14 protein-coding genes are annotated in these 17,487 nt (G+C 58.1%); 6 read left to right on the forward strand and 8 right to left on the reverse strand.

Annotation, left to right across the window (positions count from 1 at the left end; all coding sequences use genetic code 11):
- Positions 1-737 precede the first annotated feature (737 nt).
- From panB to bioB, 7 genes are all read right to left on the reverse strand, one after another.
- A complete protein-coding gene (panB, locus tag ACVWYQ_RS15905; protein WP_456725893.1) occupies positions 738-1,610 on the reverse strand; it encodes a 3-methyl-2-oxobutanoate hydroxymethyltransferase in 873 nt (290 codons plus the stop codon).
- Between the two features lie 649 nt (positions 1,611-2,259).
- Entirely contained in the window at positions 2,260-2,718 is a 459-nt protein-coding gene (locus tag ACVWYQ_RS15910; RefSeq protein ID WP_456725894.1) for a methyl-accepting chemotaxis protein, read from the reverse strand.
- A gap of 736 nt (positions 2,719-3,454) precedes the next feature.
- Positions 3,455-4,717, reverse strand: a complete 1,263-nt coding sequence (locus ACVWYQ_RS15915) for an adenosylmethionine--8-amino-7-oxononanoate transaminase (RefSeq protein ID WP_456725895.1) — start codon at positions 4,715-4,717, stop codon at positions 3,455-3,457.
- Complete coding sequence (bioD, locus tag ACVWYQ_RS15920; protein ID WP_456725896.1) at positions 4,717-5,349, reverse strand: dethiobiotin synthase; 633 nt, start codon at positions 5,347-5,349, stop codon at positions 4,717-4,719. The genes ACVWYQ_RS15915 and bioD overlap by 1 nt, the downstream gene beginning before the upstream one ends.
- A 386-nt stretch (positions 5,350-5,735) precedes the next feature.
- Positions 5,736-6,872 (reverse strand): 8-amino-7-oxononanoate synthase, encoded by a 1,137-nt coding sequence (locus ACVWYQ_RS15925; protein WP_456725897.1) that lies wholly within the window; start codon positions 6,870-6,872, stop codon positions 5,736-5,738.
- Between the two features lie 91 nt (positions 6,873-6,963).
- Positions 6,964-7,317, reverse strand: coding sequence for an aspartate 1-decarboxylase (gene panD / locus ACVWYQ_RS15930; RefSeq protein ID WP_456725898.1), 354 nt, complete (start codon positions 7,315-7,317; stop codon positions 6,964-6,966).
- 51 nt (positions 7,318-7,368) lie between these two features.
- Entirely contained in the window at positions 7,369-8,361 is a 993-nt protein-coding gene (gene bioB, locus ACVWYQ_RS15935; RefSeq protein ID WP_456725899.1) for a biotin synthase BioB, read from the reverse strand.
- Between the two features lie 113 nt (positions 8,362-8,474).
- On the opposite strand from bioB, the gene ACVWYQ_RS15940 reads away from it, so the two are divergent.
- The 5 genes from ACVWYQ_RS15940 to ACVWYQ_RS15960 all read left to right on the forward strand — a co-directional run bounded on the left by ACVWYQ_RS15940 (position 8,475) and on the right by ACVWYQ_RS15960 (position 13,138).
- Positions 8,475-9,113: a GntR family transcriptional regulator gene (locus tag ACVWYQ_RS15940; RefSeq protein ID WP_456725900.1), complete on the forward strand. Its 639-nt coding sequence runs from the start codon at positions 8,475-8,477 to the stop codon at positions 9,111-9,113.
- A 96-nt stretch (positions 9,114-9,209) separates the two neighbouring features.
- The gene (locus ACVWYQ_RS15945) at positions 9,210-9,530 is read left to right on the forward strand and encodes a Dabb family protein (protein WP_275497650.1); all 321 of its coding nucleotides are present in this window, start codon (positions 9,210-9,212) and stop codon (positions 9,528-9,530) included.
- A gap of 128 nt (positions 9,531-9,658) precedes the next feature.
- The gene (gene pabB, locus ACVWYQ_RS15950) at positions 9,659-11,053 is read left to right on the forward strand and encodes an aminodeoxychorismate synthase component I (RefSeq protein WP_456725901.1); all 1,395 of its coding nucleotides are present in this window, start codon (positions 9,659-9,661) and stop codon (positions 11,051-11,053) included.
- The gene (locus ACVWYQ_RS15955; RefSeq protein WP_157286223.1) at positions 11,050-11,634 is read left to right on the forward strand and encodes an anthranilate synthase component II; all 585 of its coding nucleotides are present in this window, start codon (positions 11,050-11,052) and stop codon (positions 11,632-11,634) included. Before pabB ends, ACVWYQ_RS15955 begins: the two co-directional genes overlap by 4 nt.
- Positions 11,635-12,079: 445 nt before the next feature.
- Positions 12,080-13,138: a pyridoxal-phosphate dependent enzyme gene (locus tag ACVWYQ_RS15960; protein WP_456725902.1), complete on the forward strand. Its 1,059-nt coding sequence runs from the start codon at positions 12,080-12,082 to the stop codon at positions 13,136-13,138.
- 78 nt (positions 13,139-13,216) lie between these two features.
- On the opposite strand, the gene ACVWYQ_RS15965 is transcribed toward ACVWYQ_RS15960, so the two are convergent.
- Complete coding sequence (locus ACVWYQ_RS15965) at positions 13,217-13,729, reverse strand: hypothetical protein (protein ID WP_456725903.1); 513 nt, start codon at positions 13,727-13,729, stop codon at positions 13,217-13,219.
- Positions 13,730-16,037: 2,308 nt separating this feature from the next.
- Here ACVWYQ_RS15965 and ACVWYQ_RS15970 point away from each other — a divergent pair.
- The gene (locus ACVWYQ_RS15970; protein WP_456725904.1) at positions 16,038-16,967 is read left to right on the forward strand and encodes a TauD/TfdA dioxygenase family protein; all 930 of its coding nucleotides are present in this window, start codon (positions 16,038-16,040) and stop codon (positions 16,965-16,967) included.
- The last annotated feature ends 520 nt before the right edge of the window (positions 16,968-17,487 follow it).

Raw genomic sequence — 17,487 nt, forward strand, 5'->3', positions numbered from 1 at the left:
ATGGTCGGCCTCCTGCCGCTCTTTGAAACGAACCACGCATTTCTTGGAGCATAGGGCCGTTCGCCAGTGATAATAGCGGATGAGGCCAAATCCCCGACCGCACATTGCGCAGCACTGCACTGAGCAGTGCTGGGAACTATAGGGTCTGTCGTTCATTCTCGCCTCCCGTCGGCGTTACCTAGATGCCCCCTCCCCCTGCATTTCCTCCACCGCATCACCGGACTGCGGTTCGACGTGCCCGTCTCGCGACGGACGGTTGCCGCAAGCGTCCGAATCCGATGCGTCCTCCTTGGCGAAAACCGCACGTTCAATCGGTGGCTTGCCGTGACTGCTGACCCTAGCGATACTTCAATCTTAATTCATGCAATGAACAGCCCGTTAACTGTGAAATTCCGCGACTTGGCCCGCATTTTGGACGCAAATCAACACATTGGGCCGGCAGGAGGGCGTATGGCTGCGTTGCCTTGTGTGGTGAGTGCCGCCTCGCTTAAAGCGAACGATGTCCTTTCCGCCTGCAGTTGCTGTCATCCGGGCTATGAGCCGGGTGAGATGTAGATCTTACGGCTATTTGGCGAGACCGCGGCACCTTCTGCTCTTCAGAGAAGCGTGCGGAGCAGATCAAATGCCGCTCTGGGCGCACCTCCTATGCATTCGATGAGACAGGGCAGAATGGGCGAGCTTGCGATCGGCCAGGCGAACGGATGGTTACGGTCTTTGACCTTGGCGATCCCGTTATATTAGGTCGGGTTGGAAGGCGTCCAATTTGCGATCGTATCGCCCAGATCCTCGGGAAGCCGATATGACTCTTCGGATGCCGGGAAGGCACCGTTGCGGACATCCGCGGCCCAGCGAGACAGCGCCTCCTTTAACACGTGGAAGCCATCCGCATAGGCGCGAACGAATTTGGGGCGGCGGCCTTCAGTTAGGCCCAGCACATCGTGGAGAACGAGTACCTGGCCTGAACAATCAGGACCTGCTCCGATTCCAATTGTCGGAATCGTCAGGAATTCGGTCGCTCTGGCAGCGAGTTCGGCCGGAATTCCTTCCAAGACCAGAGCAAAGCATCCGGCCTCCTGCAGACGCTGGGCGTCGTCGAGTAGGCGCAAAGCGTCATCGGCTGTCCGCCCCTGAACCTTGAAACCACCCATGACATTGACACTTTGAGGGGTTAGGCCGAGATGGCCCATCACAGGAATCTCGCAATCGACCAAGGCGCGCACCATTTCTGCACGCTTGGCCCCGCCCTCCAATTTGACGGTATCTGCTCCACGCTGCAGGAAGCCACCAGCGTTGCGTATCGCCTCCTCTCGACTGACATGAAAGCTAAGATAGGGCATATCGGCCACGAGCAAGGCACGAGGCCTTGTGCGCGCAACCGCCTCAAGATGATGGTTCATCATCGCCACGCTGACCGATAGCGTGTTTTCGAATCCGAGACAGACATTGCCGACGCTGTCGCCAACTAGGATGATGTCTGCGACGCGGTCGGCAATGCGTGCCGTGACGGCGTCGTAAGCGGTGGTCATTACGGAACGTCGGCCCTCTCTTTTCCACCGGAGCAGGGTTGGAATCGTAATGCGTTCAATGGGCGTCTCCGCATTTTGACTCATCTCAGATCCCGATCGGCTGGCCCGCTACCCTCGTCCATCGCTTCGTAAAGAAGGCGACAGGAAACTGTCAATGCTGACAACAAAGAAACTTGCGCATCTTCGTGACGCAGTGGGTACACACGGGTTGGAGCACATCGCAGCTTCCAACACCGATCAATCCTTGCAACCGATCCTCCGCAAAAACCAACGGAGGGATTTGAGCGAGCTCAACCTTAAGCTCCCAAATGGCAACGTTGACGCGGCCCGATACGATCGCTCACGGTATCAGCGGGGCTTTTGGTGAGCTTTGGGCCGTCGCCAAAAGCCCATCGGCGGCCATATTAGGCATTCTGCCGCTCATCAGAATTGAACCGAACGGATCCGTAATCCACGATGATCCACTTGCTCATAGTGACCGCGCGCCCCAACTCGTTCTGTGTTGCCACCCGGGCTGATTCGAGTTTCATTTCAGCAACGGCCAAGTTATCAAATGCGCCAACCAGGGTCGTGTTCGGCAGCCGATACCACACATTGTTGGAGGCAAGAATCCAACAACTCCAGCCGTACGCTATGGCCCGCTTCAAAAAACGGAGTGCGGATCAGGACTGGTCTCCTTCAAATCGTACGACGCAACATAGTTAGGCATTCTAGATCCCCGACGAGCACACCTTCAAATGAGCACGACCTGACCGGCTAACATTCTCGACCTCGACTTTTGAACGATGCTGGTTGGGTGATGCGCATCCGCAGCCGTGAGCGCGGCGAGAATGAGTTCGAGTGCCGGCTGCCCGAGCGCCGAATGTCTGGTGCATGATGCGCATCTTGAGCAAGGCTTGATTGCCGCGGCCCCGCGCAACAGCACCCAGCGATAGAATCTGTAAGATCCTATCAATATCAATTGCTGATTCTGACGGTAGAGCTGAGCGACTGTTCGGCCGCTGCCTGCAATTTCGGAGTTCGTCTTCGCAGTCCGCTTTGCCGGCAGCTTCACTTCGCACGCAACCAGGTCAAATCGGCGACCATCATTGCCCGCGTGAGCAGCTTCGACGCTTGCAGTGAGCGCCAGTAGACTGGCTTTACTGGTAAAGCGATTCGCAATCGTTGAGGCTTGCATCACATTCCAGTGCATGCGCGAACATGGTCGGTGCGATTTGACCAGCGCGCTGAAGAACTGAGCTCTCGCTTGCCACCTAGTGATGATTAGCTGCAAGAATTGAACTAGGCCGCCGCCCAATTGAGCGGAGATGCGGCTTGGTAGTGCGCTGGAGCACAACCCGTGGGAGCACCACGGGCTAACAGCACGATATTAGGAACGGGATCCGCGATGCGCCTGGCAGCGCCGTCCTAAGCGGTGCCAGTGCCCCTTTTCCGTCCTCGCTGCAAGCTCTTGCATGTTAGTTCCGTCCAATGACCAACTTGGCGAACCAGAAGCCCAAGGGTATCACCGTTTCTTGCCGTAAACTTGCTAGACAGGACAAACGACGCACAAGTTCGGCGAATGTCGGTCGAACCGCGCAGGATTCATCCCACCAGGTGAACATGACACTTTAGGCGAGTAGCTGGCACACCGCGCCCGGCCACCGCCTCGCGTCCACGTTGCAGCCCAGGCATGGTCGCGCGGGAGGCCGACGCGCTGGCTACTTTTGCGATGTTGAGGAGTGGCGATGCTGCGCAAGCATCATGAGGATTGGGATGCCCTCTTCACGGCAAATCCGCGACGCGATGAATGTCCAAAGGCGGTGCGTGGTAACTGCAGCACCCGCTTTGATCATGTGCACTAAAGTAGATTTGCATAGTGCCGTCGCGACTGTTTGTCTGGTCAACTAGAATCAGGGCTTCGGGCCCCGGCTCACGGTTGAAGAGCTTCAGGCCAGCACATCGGCGGCTTCCCTGATGCCAGCGTAAATTTCATCAAGATCTGCCGCCGTGACGCAATAGGGAGGCATCACGTAAATCGTATTGCCGAGCGGCCGCAGCAGCAGATTTCGCTCTCTAAAGAAAGCTTGGAGCTTCGGAGCGATCTCGGCGAGATAACCCGCATCGCTCGTTATCAGATCGAGTGCGGCAATCGTGCCCAGGCGTCGGACGTTTCTAAAGCGGGCGTCTGCGCGGAATGGCCCAATTGCCTGCTCTTGCATGATGGCGACCGACGCCACGCGCTGACGAACTTCCGGCTCTTGCCAGAGGTCCAGATTGGCCTTCGCCGCGGCGCAGGCCACCGGGTTCGCAGTATATGAACTCGAATGGAAGAACGTGCGCGTGCGATCTTTCGAATAATGAGCATCGAAAATATTAGCGCGGCAGAGTGTCACTGCGAGTGGAAGCGCCCCCCCGGTAATTCCCTTGGAATAGCAGACGATGTCGGGCGTGACATTGGCCTGCTCGCAGGCGAATAATGTTCCAGTCCGGCCCCAGCCCGTCATGACTTCGTCCGCAATGAATAGGACGTCCGAGGCTTCGCAGATCCGCTTCATCTCCCTCAGCACCCAGGCTGGGTACATCAGCATTCCGCCTGCCCCCGATATCAGCGGCTCCACGATAAAGGCGGCCGGAATTTCGTTTCGACAAGCGGATTCTAGCGCATCGAGGGTCGCCTGCTCACGATCTTTCGCTGGGAACGGGATTGATCTAACGTCGAACAGCAGGGGTCCATATGACGCATTGAACACGCCTCGGGCACCAACCGACATCGCCCCAACCGTATCGCCGTGGTAGGAATGCTGCATTACGATAATGCGGATTCTCTGTTCGCCGATATTGTGCCAATAGCCGAGGGCCATCTTTAAGGCCACCTCGACACTGGTCGACCCACTGTCAGAGAAGAAGACGTAGTCAAGACCTCGGGGCGCGAGCTTCAAGAGTAGCGCAGCGACCTCCTCAGCGGGATCATGGGTATGGCCGGCAAAGACCACTTGGTTGAGCTTGCTTGCCTGATCTTGAATGGCGCGCACAATGTGCGGATGGCAATGACCGTGCGTCACGACCCACCAGGATGAAATTGCATCTACGATACGGCAGCCATCTGCGGTGTAGAGGTAGGCACCATCAGCACGCACCACCTTTTTCATCTCATGTTGAAGCGCATGTTGTGTGAACGGATGCCAGATCGGCGACATCGACTTCGGCATTACAGATTGAAATCGTCAGGGCGGAATGAGGCCTTGAACGCCGGCTGCAGCGTGTCGGAGGTAAGGGAAGAAAGCCAGGGCAAACGCCCCAACCAACGTACCCGCCCAATCTCGCGAATTGCGGTCTGAGCTTCAGCATTTCTTTCCCCGATGAAGGCAATTCCAAGAATACGAATCTCCCGCTTTCGCAGCGCCTCTATTGCCAGCAGCGAGTGATTGATAGTGCCAAGCGCTGTACGCGCGCAAAGAACGACTGGAAGCCGCCATCGCTCGAAGACATCAATGTAGAGCGTATCGCCCCTGAGCGGCACCATCAGCCCGCCGGCGCCCTCGATCACGAGCGGCCGATCCGCGGTCTCCGGCACATTGAGCGAGTCCGGGTCGATGCGAACTCCGTCAACTTCCGCAGAATGATGGGGCGAAGCAGGCGTTGGGAGGCGGTAACGCTCCGGCACGATGCGATCGTCCGACAGACCGCCAAGTCTTGCGACGATCTCGGTATCGGTCTCCCCTTCGAGGCCGGCCTGAATCGGCTTCCAATAGCTGGCGCCCAGGAGATCGGCGAGCCCCGCGCAAAACACGGTTTTCCCGACACCAGTATCCGTACCGGTCACCACGATCCGCTGACTCATCAAGCTACTCCCCCTCGTCTTCTCAGCGCGCGCATCGAGCATTGAACGCCTTGCCCTCGACTGAAGTTTTCATGTTCGCGTTCTTTATTGCCTGGACCGTAAGCCTAACGTGCCCAATATTGAGCCGCTTGTTGCCGAATTTCGGCACTCGATGAGGCCAATACAAAGGTTTTCATGCCATCAAGCCTCAGATCTGTGCGTTTGCACGAGCAAACCTCGAGAGGTGATGTGAGATTTGCAACGATGAAGGCTCGACATTGCCAAGCCGCGCGACGAGCTTGATGCCGATCTCTCCTTCGAGACCAGAATGAAGGGGTTCCGATAGCTCGCAGGAGCTCGGCCACCCTTTCGAAAACGGCCGTAAGCGGCCAACACGATTTGCCGGTTCATGGAGCCTGACTTGCTGTCTCCTCGACAAGAGCATCGAGCATTGCAAGCACATCCTCCTCGGCGACGTTGAGCGTCAGTGAAATGCGAAGACGAGCTGTGCCAGCCGGCACGGTTGGTGGACGGATGCCGCGGATGTCGAAACCGCGAGCCTGCAGTGCAGAGGCAATCTGCATTGCACGCGTATTGTCGCCAACGATATATGGCACGATCTGCGAGCTCGAAGGATTTTGCCAGCCGCGGATACGCATCTGCCGATGTGTAAACGTTACAAGGTTGGCCAGACGCTGCTGACGCTCGGGCTCCTGCTGCAGGATTAGCACTGCTTCCCGCACGGCGAGGGCCATCAAGGGTGAGGGGGCGGTGGCGAAGATGAAGGGGCGGCAGCGATTGACCATGAAGTCGCGCAGCACAGCTGGCGCAGTGACCAGCGCCCCGGCGGCACCGAGCGCCTTGCCGCACGTATGAACGACCAGAAGATTCTCGCGCCCCTCATAAGGCGCGGTAAGCCCCCGCCCCTGCTCGCCGTAGACGCCTGTGGCATGCGCCTCGTCCACGATGAGAAATGCATCGTAGCGGTCTGCGATCCCGACCAGGTTTTCAAGCGGCGCGAAATCGCCATCCATACTGTAAAGACTTTCGACTACGACCCAGACGCGGCCCATTCCGCCCTTGGCCCGCCAGTCGCGGATTATGTTTTCGACCGACTGGGGATCATTATGGGCACTCACTCGAAACTCGGCCCGACCGGCACGCGCACCTTCATGAATGCTTGCGTGCACCAGAAAATCCAGAACGAGTAAATCGCCCCGCTGCGGCAGCGTTGTCAGGATAGCGAAATTTGCGGCATAACCGCCGCCAAAGAAGAGTGCCGTCTCTGCTTTAAAGAACCTGGCAGCTTCTGCTTCGAGATGTTCATGCTCTTCACAATTGCCCCGCAGAAGCCGCGACCCTCCGGCTCCGATGGGTGTGCCAGCCTCGAGGCCCGCCAAAAGAGCCTTTTTCATCCGCGGCGCGCTTGCGAGGGCGAGGTAATCGTTCGACGCAAAATCGGCGCCGCTGCGCGGCTTCAAGCCGCGCAGGCGGCCGTCTTCTTTCAGGTCATGCAAAGCGGTCACATAGGCATGAAGGTTCATGAGGGATTGGACTCATCGCTCACCATGGCCGCCAAAAGAGGTGCCAAGCGATTTTGAGGGTTACAAGAACGAAACTGGACGATGGTAGCTTTCAGCCCGGCAAGATGCGATTTTCTCGGTCAACCAGCACAATCCGTGGCTTGAACGTTTTTGCTTCCTCCTCATCAAAGGAGGCATATGCAACTATGGTCACTTTGTCGCCGGGCAACGCGAGCCGCGCCGCCGCCCCGTTCAAGCTAATGACACCAGAGCCTCGGGGCGCCTCGACGACATAGGTTGCGAAGCGCGCTCCGGTTTCGATGTTATAAATCTCGATACGTTCGTTGATCACAATGCCAGCAGCGTCGAGCAGTGCACGATCGATCGAGACCGAGCCTTCATAGTGCAAATCGGCTTCAGTCACCGAGGCCCGATGGATTCTGCCCTTCATCAAGGTAATTTGCATTCTTACCTACACTGCCGTTTCGCGGAGAACGTGCAGGCCTGCCTGATTCACTCAGGCAAGCCCAGATGCAACGCCAAGCCGGCTCAACAAATTCATGTCTCGGTCACGCTGCGGATTCTTCGTGGTCAACAGCACATCGCCAATAAAGATCGAATTCGCACCGGCCAGAAAGCAAAGCGCCTGGAGTTCATCAGTCATGTACTGCCTTCCTGCGGACAACCGCACCACGCTCCGCGGCATCATGATCCGGGCGGCAGCGACCAGGCGCACCATCGCGATCGGATCGGGACGCTCTGCAGTCTCATTCACCGGAACGCCCTGAACCTCGTTCCACACGTTTATCGGTACGCTCTCCGGATGTTTCGGCAAGTTGGCGAGCAGAACAAGCATCGCCAGGCGGTCCTCGACGTGCTCGCCCATGCCCAGAATGCCGCCGCAGCAGATCTTGATGCCCGCATCGCGAACATGCGCGAGTGTTTCGATACGGTCCTGCAGGGTGCGGGTGGTGATGATCTTGCCGTAGAACTCCGGCGAGGTATCGACGTTGTGATTGTAGAAATCGAGTCCTGCGTCGGCGAGCCGTGCAGCCTGCTTCGGCGTCAGCATGCCAAGTGTGACGCAGGTTTCCAGGCCAAGTCCCTTGACCGCGCTGACCATGTCGCAGACCTGATCGAGATCGCGATCTTTAGGGCTGCGCCAAGCTGCGGCCATGCAGAATCGGGTGGCGCCGGCGTCCCTGGCGCGCTGCGCTGTGGCGACGACGTCGGCGCGATCGATGAGGCGCGTGGCTTTCAGGCCGGTGTCGTAGTGCGCGCTCTGCGAGCAATAGCCACAATCTTCAGGACAACCGCCGGTCTTGATGCTGAGCAAGCTCGCGGTTTCAATGTGGTTTGGATCGAAGTTGAGGCGATGAACGCTCTGCGCCTGAAACATCAGATCTGCAAACGGCAGATTATAGAGCGCCGCGGCATCGGCGCGCTTCCAATCATTGCGAACCGGCGCGCTGTTGCCGCTGTCGCTCCGTTCTCTCAAGACATCAACCATAAGCTCGCTCGGTCAAATCATAGATAGTCTGGAAAATTATCTATGACTACTGCTCTGGATTGATGCTAACTGAGGTCACCCACGAGTGCACTCGTTTTTCTGATAGATAATCTATGATGACTGATGGCGAGAACTTGACGACAGCTGGCCGCATCGCCGAGTCGATCGGCGAACGCATTATCACCGGCGCCCTGCAGCCGGATGCTCCACTCCGCCAGGATCATGTCGCGCGAGAATTCCATTCAAGCCACGTCCCGGTGCGCGAGGCATTTCGGCAACTTGAGGCTCAACATCTTGTCGTTGCTGCACCTCGTCGTGGCGTTCGAGTTGCCCCGCTCGATATCAATTCGGTGAAAGAGATCGCCGAGATGCGTGCCGCGCTAGAAGTGGTCGCGTTACGCAATGCAGCTCCAAGGCTCACATCGGCCCATTTGGCGCGGATCGAGCTCGCTATAATTGAAGGAGACAATGCCGAGACGCTCCAGGAGTTCGAAACGGCGAACCGCGCTTTTCACCACGCGCTCGTGGCGCCCTGTGCCATGCCGCGACTGCTGGCCAGCCTTGGTGGCTTGCAGCTTGCAAATTCTAGGCTGGTGTTCGCGATGGCGCGCAGGGCTGGGTGGCGACCGCGGCCCAATCAGGATCACCGCCTGATTCTGCAAGCACTGCGCGCGCGCAACATCGATCAAGCCTGCAACCTGCTTGCGCGCCACATTCAAACGATCGAGCGCCTTGTCCTGCCTGCGTCCTGACCAAGGATGGCCCATTTGTACGTGGCGTGCCGCATTGCGGCGGGCTGCGTTCCAAGATATCAGGCAACCAACTTCATATCACCGGTATGGTTAGCCATGATTCGTCACATCGTCTTGTTCACTGCCAAAGACAAAGCTCACATTGATCAAATGATTGAGGGCCTCTCGGTCCTCACGGCAATTCCGCATGCGCGCCGGCTGGAGGTCGCCCGCAACCGCAAGACCGACCAGCTCGGCAACGACGTCGACGTTGTCGTCTATGGCGAGTTCGACAGCGAGACGGAGCTCACAGCCTACAAGGAGCACGCTCTTTACCAGGAATCGATCAAGCGGGTGCGACCGCTCCGAGAACTGCGGTTCGCGGCCGACTACAATGTGCCGATTGGACGGTCTATCTCCATGTCGGAAACGGGCTAGTCACTCAGCGCACCCGGCGCATTAGCCTGACAATCCATCTTACGAGCGCGGCTTCAGAAGCATACCGCTCTCGCTGGGGCAAAATCCCAAGGTCCTTGCACTCCTACCGGCCGGAGACCGATAGCCAGATGCAGGTTCGTGAGCTGCCATGGATCGATCCTGTCACAGCGATGCGCCATCTGGCGCATCGACCCTACCTCACATTTCTCGACAGCGCCGCAAAGCATGGGTCACTGGGGCGCTATTCCTACCTGGCTTGCGACCCCTTCAGCACCTATATGGTCGCGGACGGACAGGCGAGTTGCGACGGAACAGCGATGAAGGGCGATCCATGGGAAATGCTCCGCACCCTTCTCGCGAAGTATTCCCAGGAGCATCGCCCTGATCTTCCGCCCTTCCAGGGTGGTGCCGCTGGCTTCATTGCCTATGATCTGAACCGGACGTTGGAGCGATTGCCAAGGCCGGAATTTCCCGGTCAGCGCCTGCCCCATTCTATCCTGCATTTCTATGACGTGATCCTCGCCCACGATCATCGTAACGACAGATGCTTGATCGTTTCTACGGGATGGCCTGAGCAGGATCCCGTATCCCGGAGTGCTCGTGCCGGCCGTCGCGCCGATGAGTTTGTCGCTCATCTTGCCGGCCCGACACCGCCGTGGGACGGCTGCGCCGGCACATCGGGAGGATGGCGCTCGAACTTCAGCCGAGAGGGGTACATTGCCGCAGTACAGCGCGTCATCGATTTGATCCTTGCTGGAGACATCTTCCAAGCCAACATTGCGCAACGCTTCAGCGCCCGGCTGCCGACTTCATTCGATCCGCTGGCCTTCTACTGCCGCCTGCGGTCATTGAACCCCGCCCCCTTTGCAGCCCTCCTGCGTTACGGCAAGTTGACTATTGCATCGAGCTCGCCAGAACGATTCCTGAAGCTTGAGGGGCGACAGGTCGAAACGCGCCCGATCAAAGGTACGATCGCCCGCTCCGCTAATCCCAGGAAAGACCGGCGCCGTGCTGAAATCCTTGTTGCGTCTGAAAAGGATCGGGCGGAGAACACCATGATCGTGGACCTTCTGCGTAACGATCTGTCTCGCGTGTGCACTGCGCATTCGGTGGAGGTCCCAGCGCTCTGCGAACTCGAATCCTATGCCTCGGTACACCACCTCGTCTCGGCTGTTTCGGGTGAACTTGCAGCAGACCAGGACGCCGTTAGGCTATTGCGGGCTTGCTTTCCCGGCGGCTCCATTACCGGAGCACCGAAGGTACGAGCCATGGAAATTATCTCGGAAATCGAGCGTGTGGCGCGCGAAGTCTATTGCGGGGCCATCGGCTTTATCGGATTTGACGGTCATATGGACACGAACATCGCGATCCGCACCGTAACGATCAGTGACGACTTGGCCGTGTTTCATGCGGGGGGCGGTGTGACGGCGATGTCAGACCCAGAGGCAGAATACGAGGAGACACTCGCCAAGGCACAGCGGATATTTGATGCATTCCGGGTCGAAACATCCGGTCCGCCATGATTGTGATCATCGACAATTACGATTCCTTCGTCTTCAACATCGCGCGGTATTTCAAGACGCTTGGTGCATCAACCGAGGTCGTTCGGAATGATGTGGTCAGCATCAGTGATCTTGTTGCACTCAAGCCGCGGGCAATCGTCATCTCCCCCGGTCCCTGCACGCCAAGTGAGGCCGGAATATCTAACGCCGTCATACGAGAGCTTACGGGGCACGTCCCAATTCTCGGCATCTGCCTCGGACACCAGTGCATTGGGAGCGTTTTCGGCGGACGTATCGTGCGCGCAGGTCGTCCCATGCATGGGCGTGCCTCGCACATAACACATGACGGCCGTGGGCTTTTCACGGGACTGCCATCCCCGCTTTGCGTCGGCCGCTACCATTCTCTTGTCGTTGAGTTCGGCGAGGTTTCCTCGCAGGATCTCATAGTGACAGCGCGTTCGGAAGATGGCGAGGTCATGGCCCTTGCACATCGTTCTAAACCGACTTATGGCTTGCAGTTTCATCCGGAATCAATACTTACCCAGCGAGGACACGTGCTGCTCACTAACTTCTTGCGGCTCGCACAGACTTCCTGCCTATGAGATACGAAGATCATTGCCCAGATCCGGTAACTAGGGAGCGGATCGTGAGCGTGAAAGCCAGCTTTCATCAGTGATCTACATAGAGGTTCTGGTCTGATGGATCCTCCGCCTTCGAGGCTCCGAGCGACAAGGCTATTGGGCGCTCAAGTTCCGAACGGTCGGAATATCGTGGAAGACATCTCGTGCGAACGCCCTCTACACTGTCTGCCCAGCAAGACGGTTGCAGCAACAAGTCTCACTTCCCGGTCTCATACCAAGCGGCATTCCTTACGGGGGAGGCTGCGCAGCAACGCCGAATGAGCCATCGAGGCGATCTGATGTCTTCCGTCTCCAGCGAGACCGGAGGGTGGTGTTTCACGCATAGCTAGTTCATAATCGGCGGAAACAATTGCTGTGCAGCACGCCTGCCGCAGCAAAGGGTCCGTTTTGCAGGCAAGATCAGCGCATGAGCAGTACTGCTTCCTTTCCTGTCGATGCAGTTGCAGCCGAGCTACGCGGCCTCGATCCCGCATACTCACCCACGCCACTCTTGAACCTTCCGGCGCTGGCGAACCGGCTCGGAGTGGCGCAGGTGCTCGCGAAGGACGAGGGCCGCCGCACGCTTGGTAGCTTCAAGTCGCTTGGTGGCACCTATGCCGGGTTGCGCGCGCTCGCCCGAGCCTCGCGTATGCAGGTGGCCGACCTTCTCGTGGCGCGACCCAAGGGGCAGCCGACCCTGATCTGCGCCAGTGACGGTAATCACGGGCTCGCGGTAGCTGCCGCCGCGCGCTTTGCCGGGGCGACCGCCCGCGTGTTCCTGCACGAGGGCGTGCCGAACGCGCGCGCGCGCCGCATCGAGAATCAGGGTGCCGAGATCGTGTGGGTGCCCGGCACCTACGACAATGCAGTCGATGCGGCCGCAGCGGCGGCCTGTCAAGGCGCAGGCATTCTTGTCGCCGACACGACCGACGATCCGAACGACCCCATCGTTTGCGATGTCATGGCGGGATACGGCGTCGCGGCGGCCGAAATCCGCAATGAGGTGGATTTCGCCGGCCATGGGCGTCCGACGCACGTCTTCATACAAGCTGGTGTCGGCGGGCTCGCCGCCGCCATCGCCGAGGGCCTCTCCGGCTGGCTGGCACCTCCGGGACATATCGTGACGGTCGAGCCCGAAACCGCGGCATGTGTCGCGCCCGCACTCGCGGCCGGCCGGCCGATTCGGGTGAAGGGCGATCTGCGAACGTCCGCGGAGATGCTTTCCTGCGGCCGCGCGAGCGCGCCGGCCGTTGCGGTGCTCAGGCGGCACGGCGCTCGGGCCATCACCGTGTCCGAGGCGGAACTGGTGGATGCTGTTCGCTTGCTCTCCGCCTGTGGCCTGGCCACCACCCCATCCTCTGCAGCAGGCTTGGCGGGGGCCATGACTGCCGTGGCAATCCCGAGCTACACAAGCTATCTCGGACTCGACGGGCGGAGCCGCATTCTCCTCCTCCTCACTGAACGCGCCCTGGACGGCCTAATGTGATCACCCCGATCTTCCCTCTAGCTCGACATGGTTTTTCAACGAGCCACGTCCAGCAGGCCGGAGGGCTTCACATTTGGATTATCGGCGGTCCACCTCGGAGGCTAGCGGCGCGCCCCCGACGGAAACCGGCCCTTCTGGTTTAGACGGGCGACTGGCTCTTGTTATCGCCTTCGAAGCGGCATGGGCCGCTGGCGGACGAGGATCTGCAGGAGGAGGCGCAGCAGTCGCTGGGCTCTGCAAAGCGTCAATTCTTGAAGTCAGGACTGCGATTTGATCCAACATCCGCTGCAAATCGGCTTGTTGCGCATTGATGTTGCGATTGAGCGCCGTGAGCTCTTCGCCCGCCTCCTGTTGCCGCAAGTGAATCTCCGAAAGGATTGCTTTGTCTTCAGATGACAAGGCCGGTATTGAGACGGTTTCAGGTGTCCCCGACGCTTCCAGGAATGTGTCGATATGAGGCCAGTAACGGGCTCCGCCAACCCATAGGCCCGTGAGGATGGCGACAAGTCCAAACACCCATGGAAGGCGTCTTGATGACTTGCGCAAGACGGCAGGCAGCTCCGAGCCGTTCGCTTGATCAATCACATCCATCACCCCTTGTCCTGCACCTCGACCTGTAATGGCTCTCGTTGACGCGATAGTCGATGACGGTCAAGACCTTCAGTGAGCCGTCCGCGCGAAACGAAATTGGTCATGCACAACGATATCGGGAAGATCACGCCGCTTCCGCGTCGACGTATCCAGCCTTTCAACGAACCGATGTTTTCCCGCGCCAACCGACCACTCAGCGCAGTAACGCTGCACAAGCAAGCGCGATATGATTGCGAGACAATCTAAGTTCACTCGCGGTGGAGGGGCGCTCCTCCGCGCTGGCGGCGATCTGTGAGGCTGTTGAAAGATGAACAAGCACGCTCGCAGAAGGCGGGCTCAGCTAACTAACGCCCGATCAACTCTGCGCCCCAATGGATGACTTCGGGCATGATGAGCTAATCGATTGAGGGACGACGAAGGGCGATCAACAAGAACGGACGTTATCTCGAAGAGATCAACGGCGACGCCTTTGACTAGGATCATGGGCCTAGATCCACCATCGCCTATGCCGGAATTCACCACTGCATGGGGCTATCATCTCGAGCTTGACATCGCATCACACCACGTCTTACCGCCAGAATGACATTATACGCGGGGGGCAGCGCAACGATGGCGTCTGATCGTGTACGCCCGGCATAATCCACTGACGGGAGGAGGAACAGATGACTAAAACACTTAGACGGATGCGTTGCACGATTGCTGCTGCTTTCCAGGTAAGAGCGCCTTTTTTAAGCGTGAGCACCCGGCAGTTCGCAGTTTTACCAGGAAACACCGGGGATATTGAGATATTGAGTTCTTAGGGGTAGGACGTTGCAGGCCGAGTAGCCTGCATCAAAGCGGCGGAGTTTTCCGCCAACCAACGGATCAGCCTGTCAGCCGCTTCATAATAGCGATGGAGCCTTCGGAGGAAGTGTTCGGAAATGCGTGGACTTCTGATCCTTTTTGTGGCGTTTGCGATTATGTTGGCAGCACGCGGCCGGCACCAGGATCGCTTTGTGCCGCGGCCGACCGCGTCTATGCCACCAGTCAACGTGCCCTAGCCTTTTCGCGCCATGAATCTCGATAGCTACGTCGATCGAGTTTCTCCTAATGCAATAAGGGCATCGAGATATTCAGGCGAGGAGAGCTGGACTACAATCTTCCGGACGGTCGCAATTGAATTTGGCACGTGCCGTTCAGCCGCATTGCCCGATCCCCTCGGTCTATAAATCTTCGAGAATAGTAGCTTCCTCGACGACTTGAGTGGCAGCTGTTGCTGTGAGTAAAGTCGTTCTCTCGCTCAACGACCAGAACCTCGCAAGCCGCGATGCGCAGCATTGAGTATGATGGCGCACCCTACCCCTCCCCGGTGGCCAGGGCGGACCTCGGATTTGGGTTCATGTCGCTCGTGCTCAATTGGCGCTGTGCTACCGCTGATCGGAGGAGGAGACGGCGCGTCGATGATCTCTGGCAGATCGGCTCCCCACCCGAGCCCTCCTCATTCGCAGTAGCCACGTGAGGTGAAGGTCAACTTCTCACCTCTGCCACAACCTGCCACGCGCAGCGGGAGGTCCCAAACCTTGACCGCGAAGCGGTTCCGTTCGCCGGTAACGTCTGGATACCACGTGCGCTTCTGACAGCCTCTTGTCAGGAACTACCGCGCATCCAGATCTTGTCCATGTCCTGACAGCTTACAAGGGTCATGTCGTTTTCGAAACAATAGGCATAAAGGGCCGCCACTCTTCAAGCCTGGTCAGGATATTGTGCGCTCCCGGCTCTCTCCAGTACAACGTGCGACGTAAAGGACCGACTGAGCTTTGAGAACGATCGCCATGGCTATTTCGTCGAGCTATCGAGCGATCCTGTGATCGCCTCGCGCCGGACACACCGATTCTTTGCGCTACTGCTCCAATGAAGCCTGCCAGAGTGGCGCCCTCGGCAACTGGCACGGAGATTGCTCGACATTCGTTCGTTAACGAGAGTCCTCCTATGAACACAATGCGAGCCCGCATCAGCACACATCAAGTGCTCCAGACTACTTCGAAGGATCGCAGTCGCATTACAATCACCGGGGCCTTTCGGCGAAGCAATAACCGTCGGGTATCTGATGACACTCCTCGAATTGATCAATACAGTCCTTCAGAAGAGGACAGGCGTCTTCAAGCGACATTCCATCGAAGATGGCACCGGATAAACCGCAATCCATGCGCAGCCGATTTGGCTCTCGCAACAAAATGCCCATTGCCGAGTGATGCGCATTGTAACTCCCCTTCTTCGTGAGTCGCGGAGGTGGATCGGCAAGGAACCGCATAAATTTGGAGGATGCCACATGAGCGAAACTGCTTTGGTGGACGATGGCATTCCCGATAACTCCGTCGTCAAACGCGCAGCTCGCATCGGCGCTGAAATCAGAGATATCAGACTCTCAGGCGATTTGTCGGACCAGGCTATCGCTGCAATCAATCGATTGCTGCTTCAGCATAAGGTAATCTTCTTCCGTGGTCAGGTTCATCTCGATGACGCCGAGCAGGAACGCTTTGCCGCACGCTTGGGACACCTTGTACCGCATCCGACGCTCGCTACGACCAGGGGAACGACGTCGATTCTGGAGCTCGATTCTTCCCGCGGCGGTGGCCGGGCCGACGTGTGGCACGCCGACGGGACGTTTCTGGATGCTTATCCCAAGATTCTGGTGCTGCGGGCTGTTGTAATCCCACAATTCGGCGGGGATACGATCTGGTCAAACACCGCAGCCGCTTATCTCGACTTGCCGCCGCCGCTGCAACGGCTTGCAGAACAGCTCCGGGCCGTCCATAGCAACGCCTTCGATTATGCTGGAATCGCCCGCGTACGTGCAGTCGATAAGAAGCATTTTGATGAGGTCTTTACGAGAACGATCTTTGAGACCGAGCATCCAGTCGTGCGAGTCCATCCCGAAACCGGTGAGCGTGCACTGATGCTCGGCTGTTTGGTGCAGCGCTTCATCGATATTCCGAAATTTGATGGCCAGAAGCTGTTCGATTTACTTCAATCGCATATCATTGCGCCCGAAAACACCATCCGCTGGAGCTGGAAGGAAGGTGATGTTGCGATCTGGGACAACCGCGCAACACATCATTATGCGGTAAATGATTACGGCGATCAGCATCGCATTGTTCGGCGCGCCACCATCCATGGGGACATACCCGTCGGTGTCGACGGGCGCTGCAGTTTAAAGCGTCTGGAAGTCGAAAAGCAGCTGCCCATTTCAGTTGCCTAGCGAGCCACTTTCAGCGTCTAGGTCGAACGGCCCCAGCGATTCGTTTGTCAAGCCTGAGTTGTCGGCGCTGGTTCCTACTTCAGATCCGGAGGTGCCCTTCGGTGAATTGGGCCTACATCACATGCACAGAAATTCGTGGGCAGCTTAGTGAGCTCGATGTAGAACTCTTAAAGCCAGATCTTTCGCCGGCTGAGCAGATCACCCGCGACCTTGCCCCACGGATTTAATCCCACGTTGAAGTTCGCTCTGGCCCAAGGAAGAAACTCAGCCTCGTCTTTTTGCTCATGGCACGTGATCACCTCGCTGGGCGGCCGGCAACACCTGTAGGTTTCGGCACGTCGACCATCGAACTCGCATTCGATGGAACTTTGGCTCCGCCATTCGCCTGCGGCCTATTCTGTGCAGACCGTGGTATGGTATCATTGCGCGGGTTGGTGAAACTGGCGTCGACGAATATTTCCTTGATCCCATTCCGCTCCCGAACACGACGCCACAAACATACAAGGCAACATTCAAGGCG

It is taken from the genome of Bradyrhizobium sp. USDA 3397 (assembly GCF_054060965.1).

Bases quoted from the DNA above. Each gene is read 5' to 3' on its own strand.
- panB (WP_456725893.1), bottom strand. From the start codon at position 1,610: ATGAGTCAAAATGCGGAGACGCCCATTGAACGCATTACGATTCCAACC.
- ACVWYQ_RS15910 (WP_456725894.1), bottom strand. From the start codon at position 2,718: ATGCACTGGAATGTGATGCAAGCCTCAACGATTGCGAATCGCTTTACC.
- ACVWYQ_RS15915 (WP_456725895.1), bottom strand. From the start codon at position 4,717: ATGCCGAAGTCGATGTCGCCGATCTGGCATCCGTTCACACAACATGCG.
- bioD (WP_456725896.1), bottom strand. From the start codon at position 5,349: ATGAGTCAGCGGATCGTGGTGACCGGTACGGATACTGGTGTCGGGAAA.
- ACVWYQ_RS15925 (WP_456725897.1), bottom strand. From the start codon at position 6,872: ATGAACCTTCATGCCTATGTGACCGCTTTGCATGACCTGAAAGAAGAC.
- panD (WP_456725898.1), bottom strand. From the start codon at position 7,317: ATGCAAATTACCTTGATGAAGGGCAGAATCCATCGGGCCTCGGTGACT.
- bioB (WP_456725899.1), bottom strand. From the start codon at position 8,361: ATGGTTGATGTCTTGAGAGAACGGAGCGACAGCGGCAACAGCGCGCCG.
- ACVWYQ_RS15940 (WP_456725900.1), top strand. From the start codon at position 8,475: ATGATGACTGATGGCGAGAACTTGACGACAGCTGGCCGCATCGCCGAG.
- ACVWYQ_RS15945 (WP_275497650.1), top strand. From the start codon at position 9,210: ATGATTCGTCACATCGTCTTGTTCACTGCCAAAGACAAAGCTCACATT.
- pabB (WP_456725901.1), top strand. From the start codon at position 9,659: ATGCAGGTTCGTGAGCTGCCATGGATCGATCCTGTCACAGCGATGCGC.
- ACVWYQ_RS15955 (WP_157286223.1), top strand. From the start codon at position 11,050: ATGATTGTGATCATCGACAATTACGATTCCTTCGTCTTCAACATCGCG.
- ACVWYQ_RS15960 (WP_456725902.1), top strand. From the start codon at position 12,080: ATGAGCAGTACTGCTTCCTTTCCTGTCGATGCAGTTGCAGCCGAGCTA.
- ACVWYQ_RS15965 (WP_456725903.1), bottom strand. From the start codon at position 13,729: ATGGATGTGATTGATCAAGCGAACGGCTCGGAGCTGCCTGCCGTCTTG.
- ACVWYQ_RS15970 (WP_456725904.1), top strand. From the start codon at position 16,038: ATGAGCGAAACTGCTTTGGTGGACGATGGCATTCCCGATAACTCCGTC.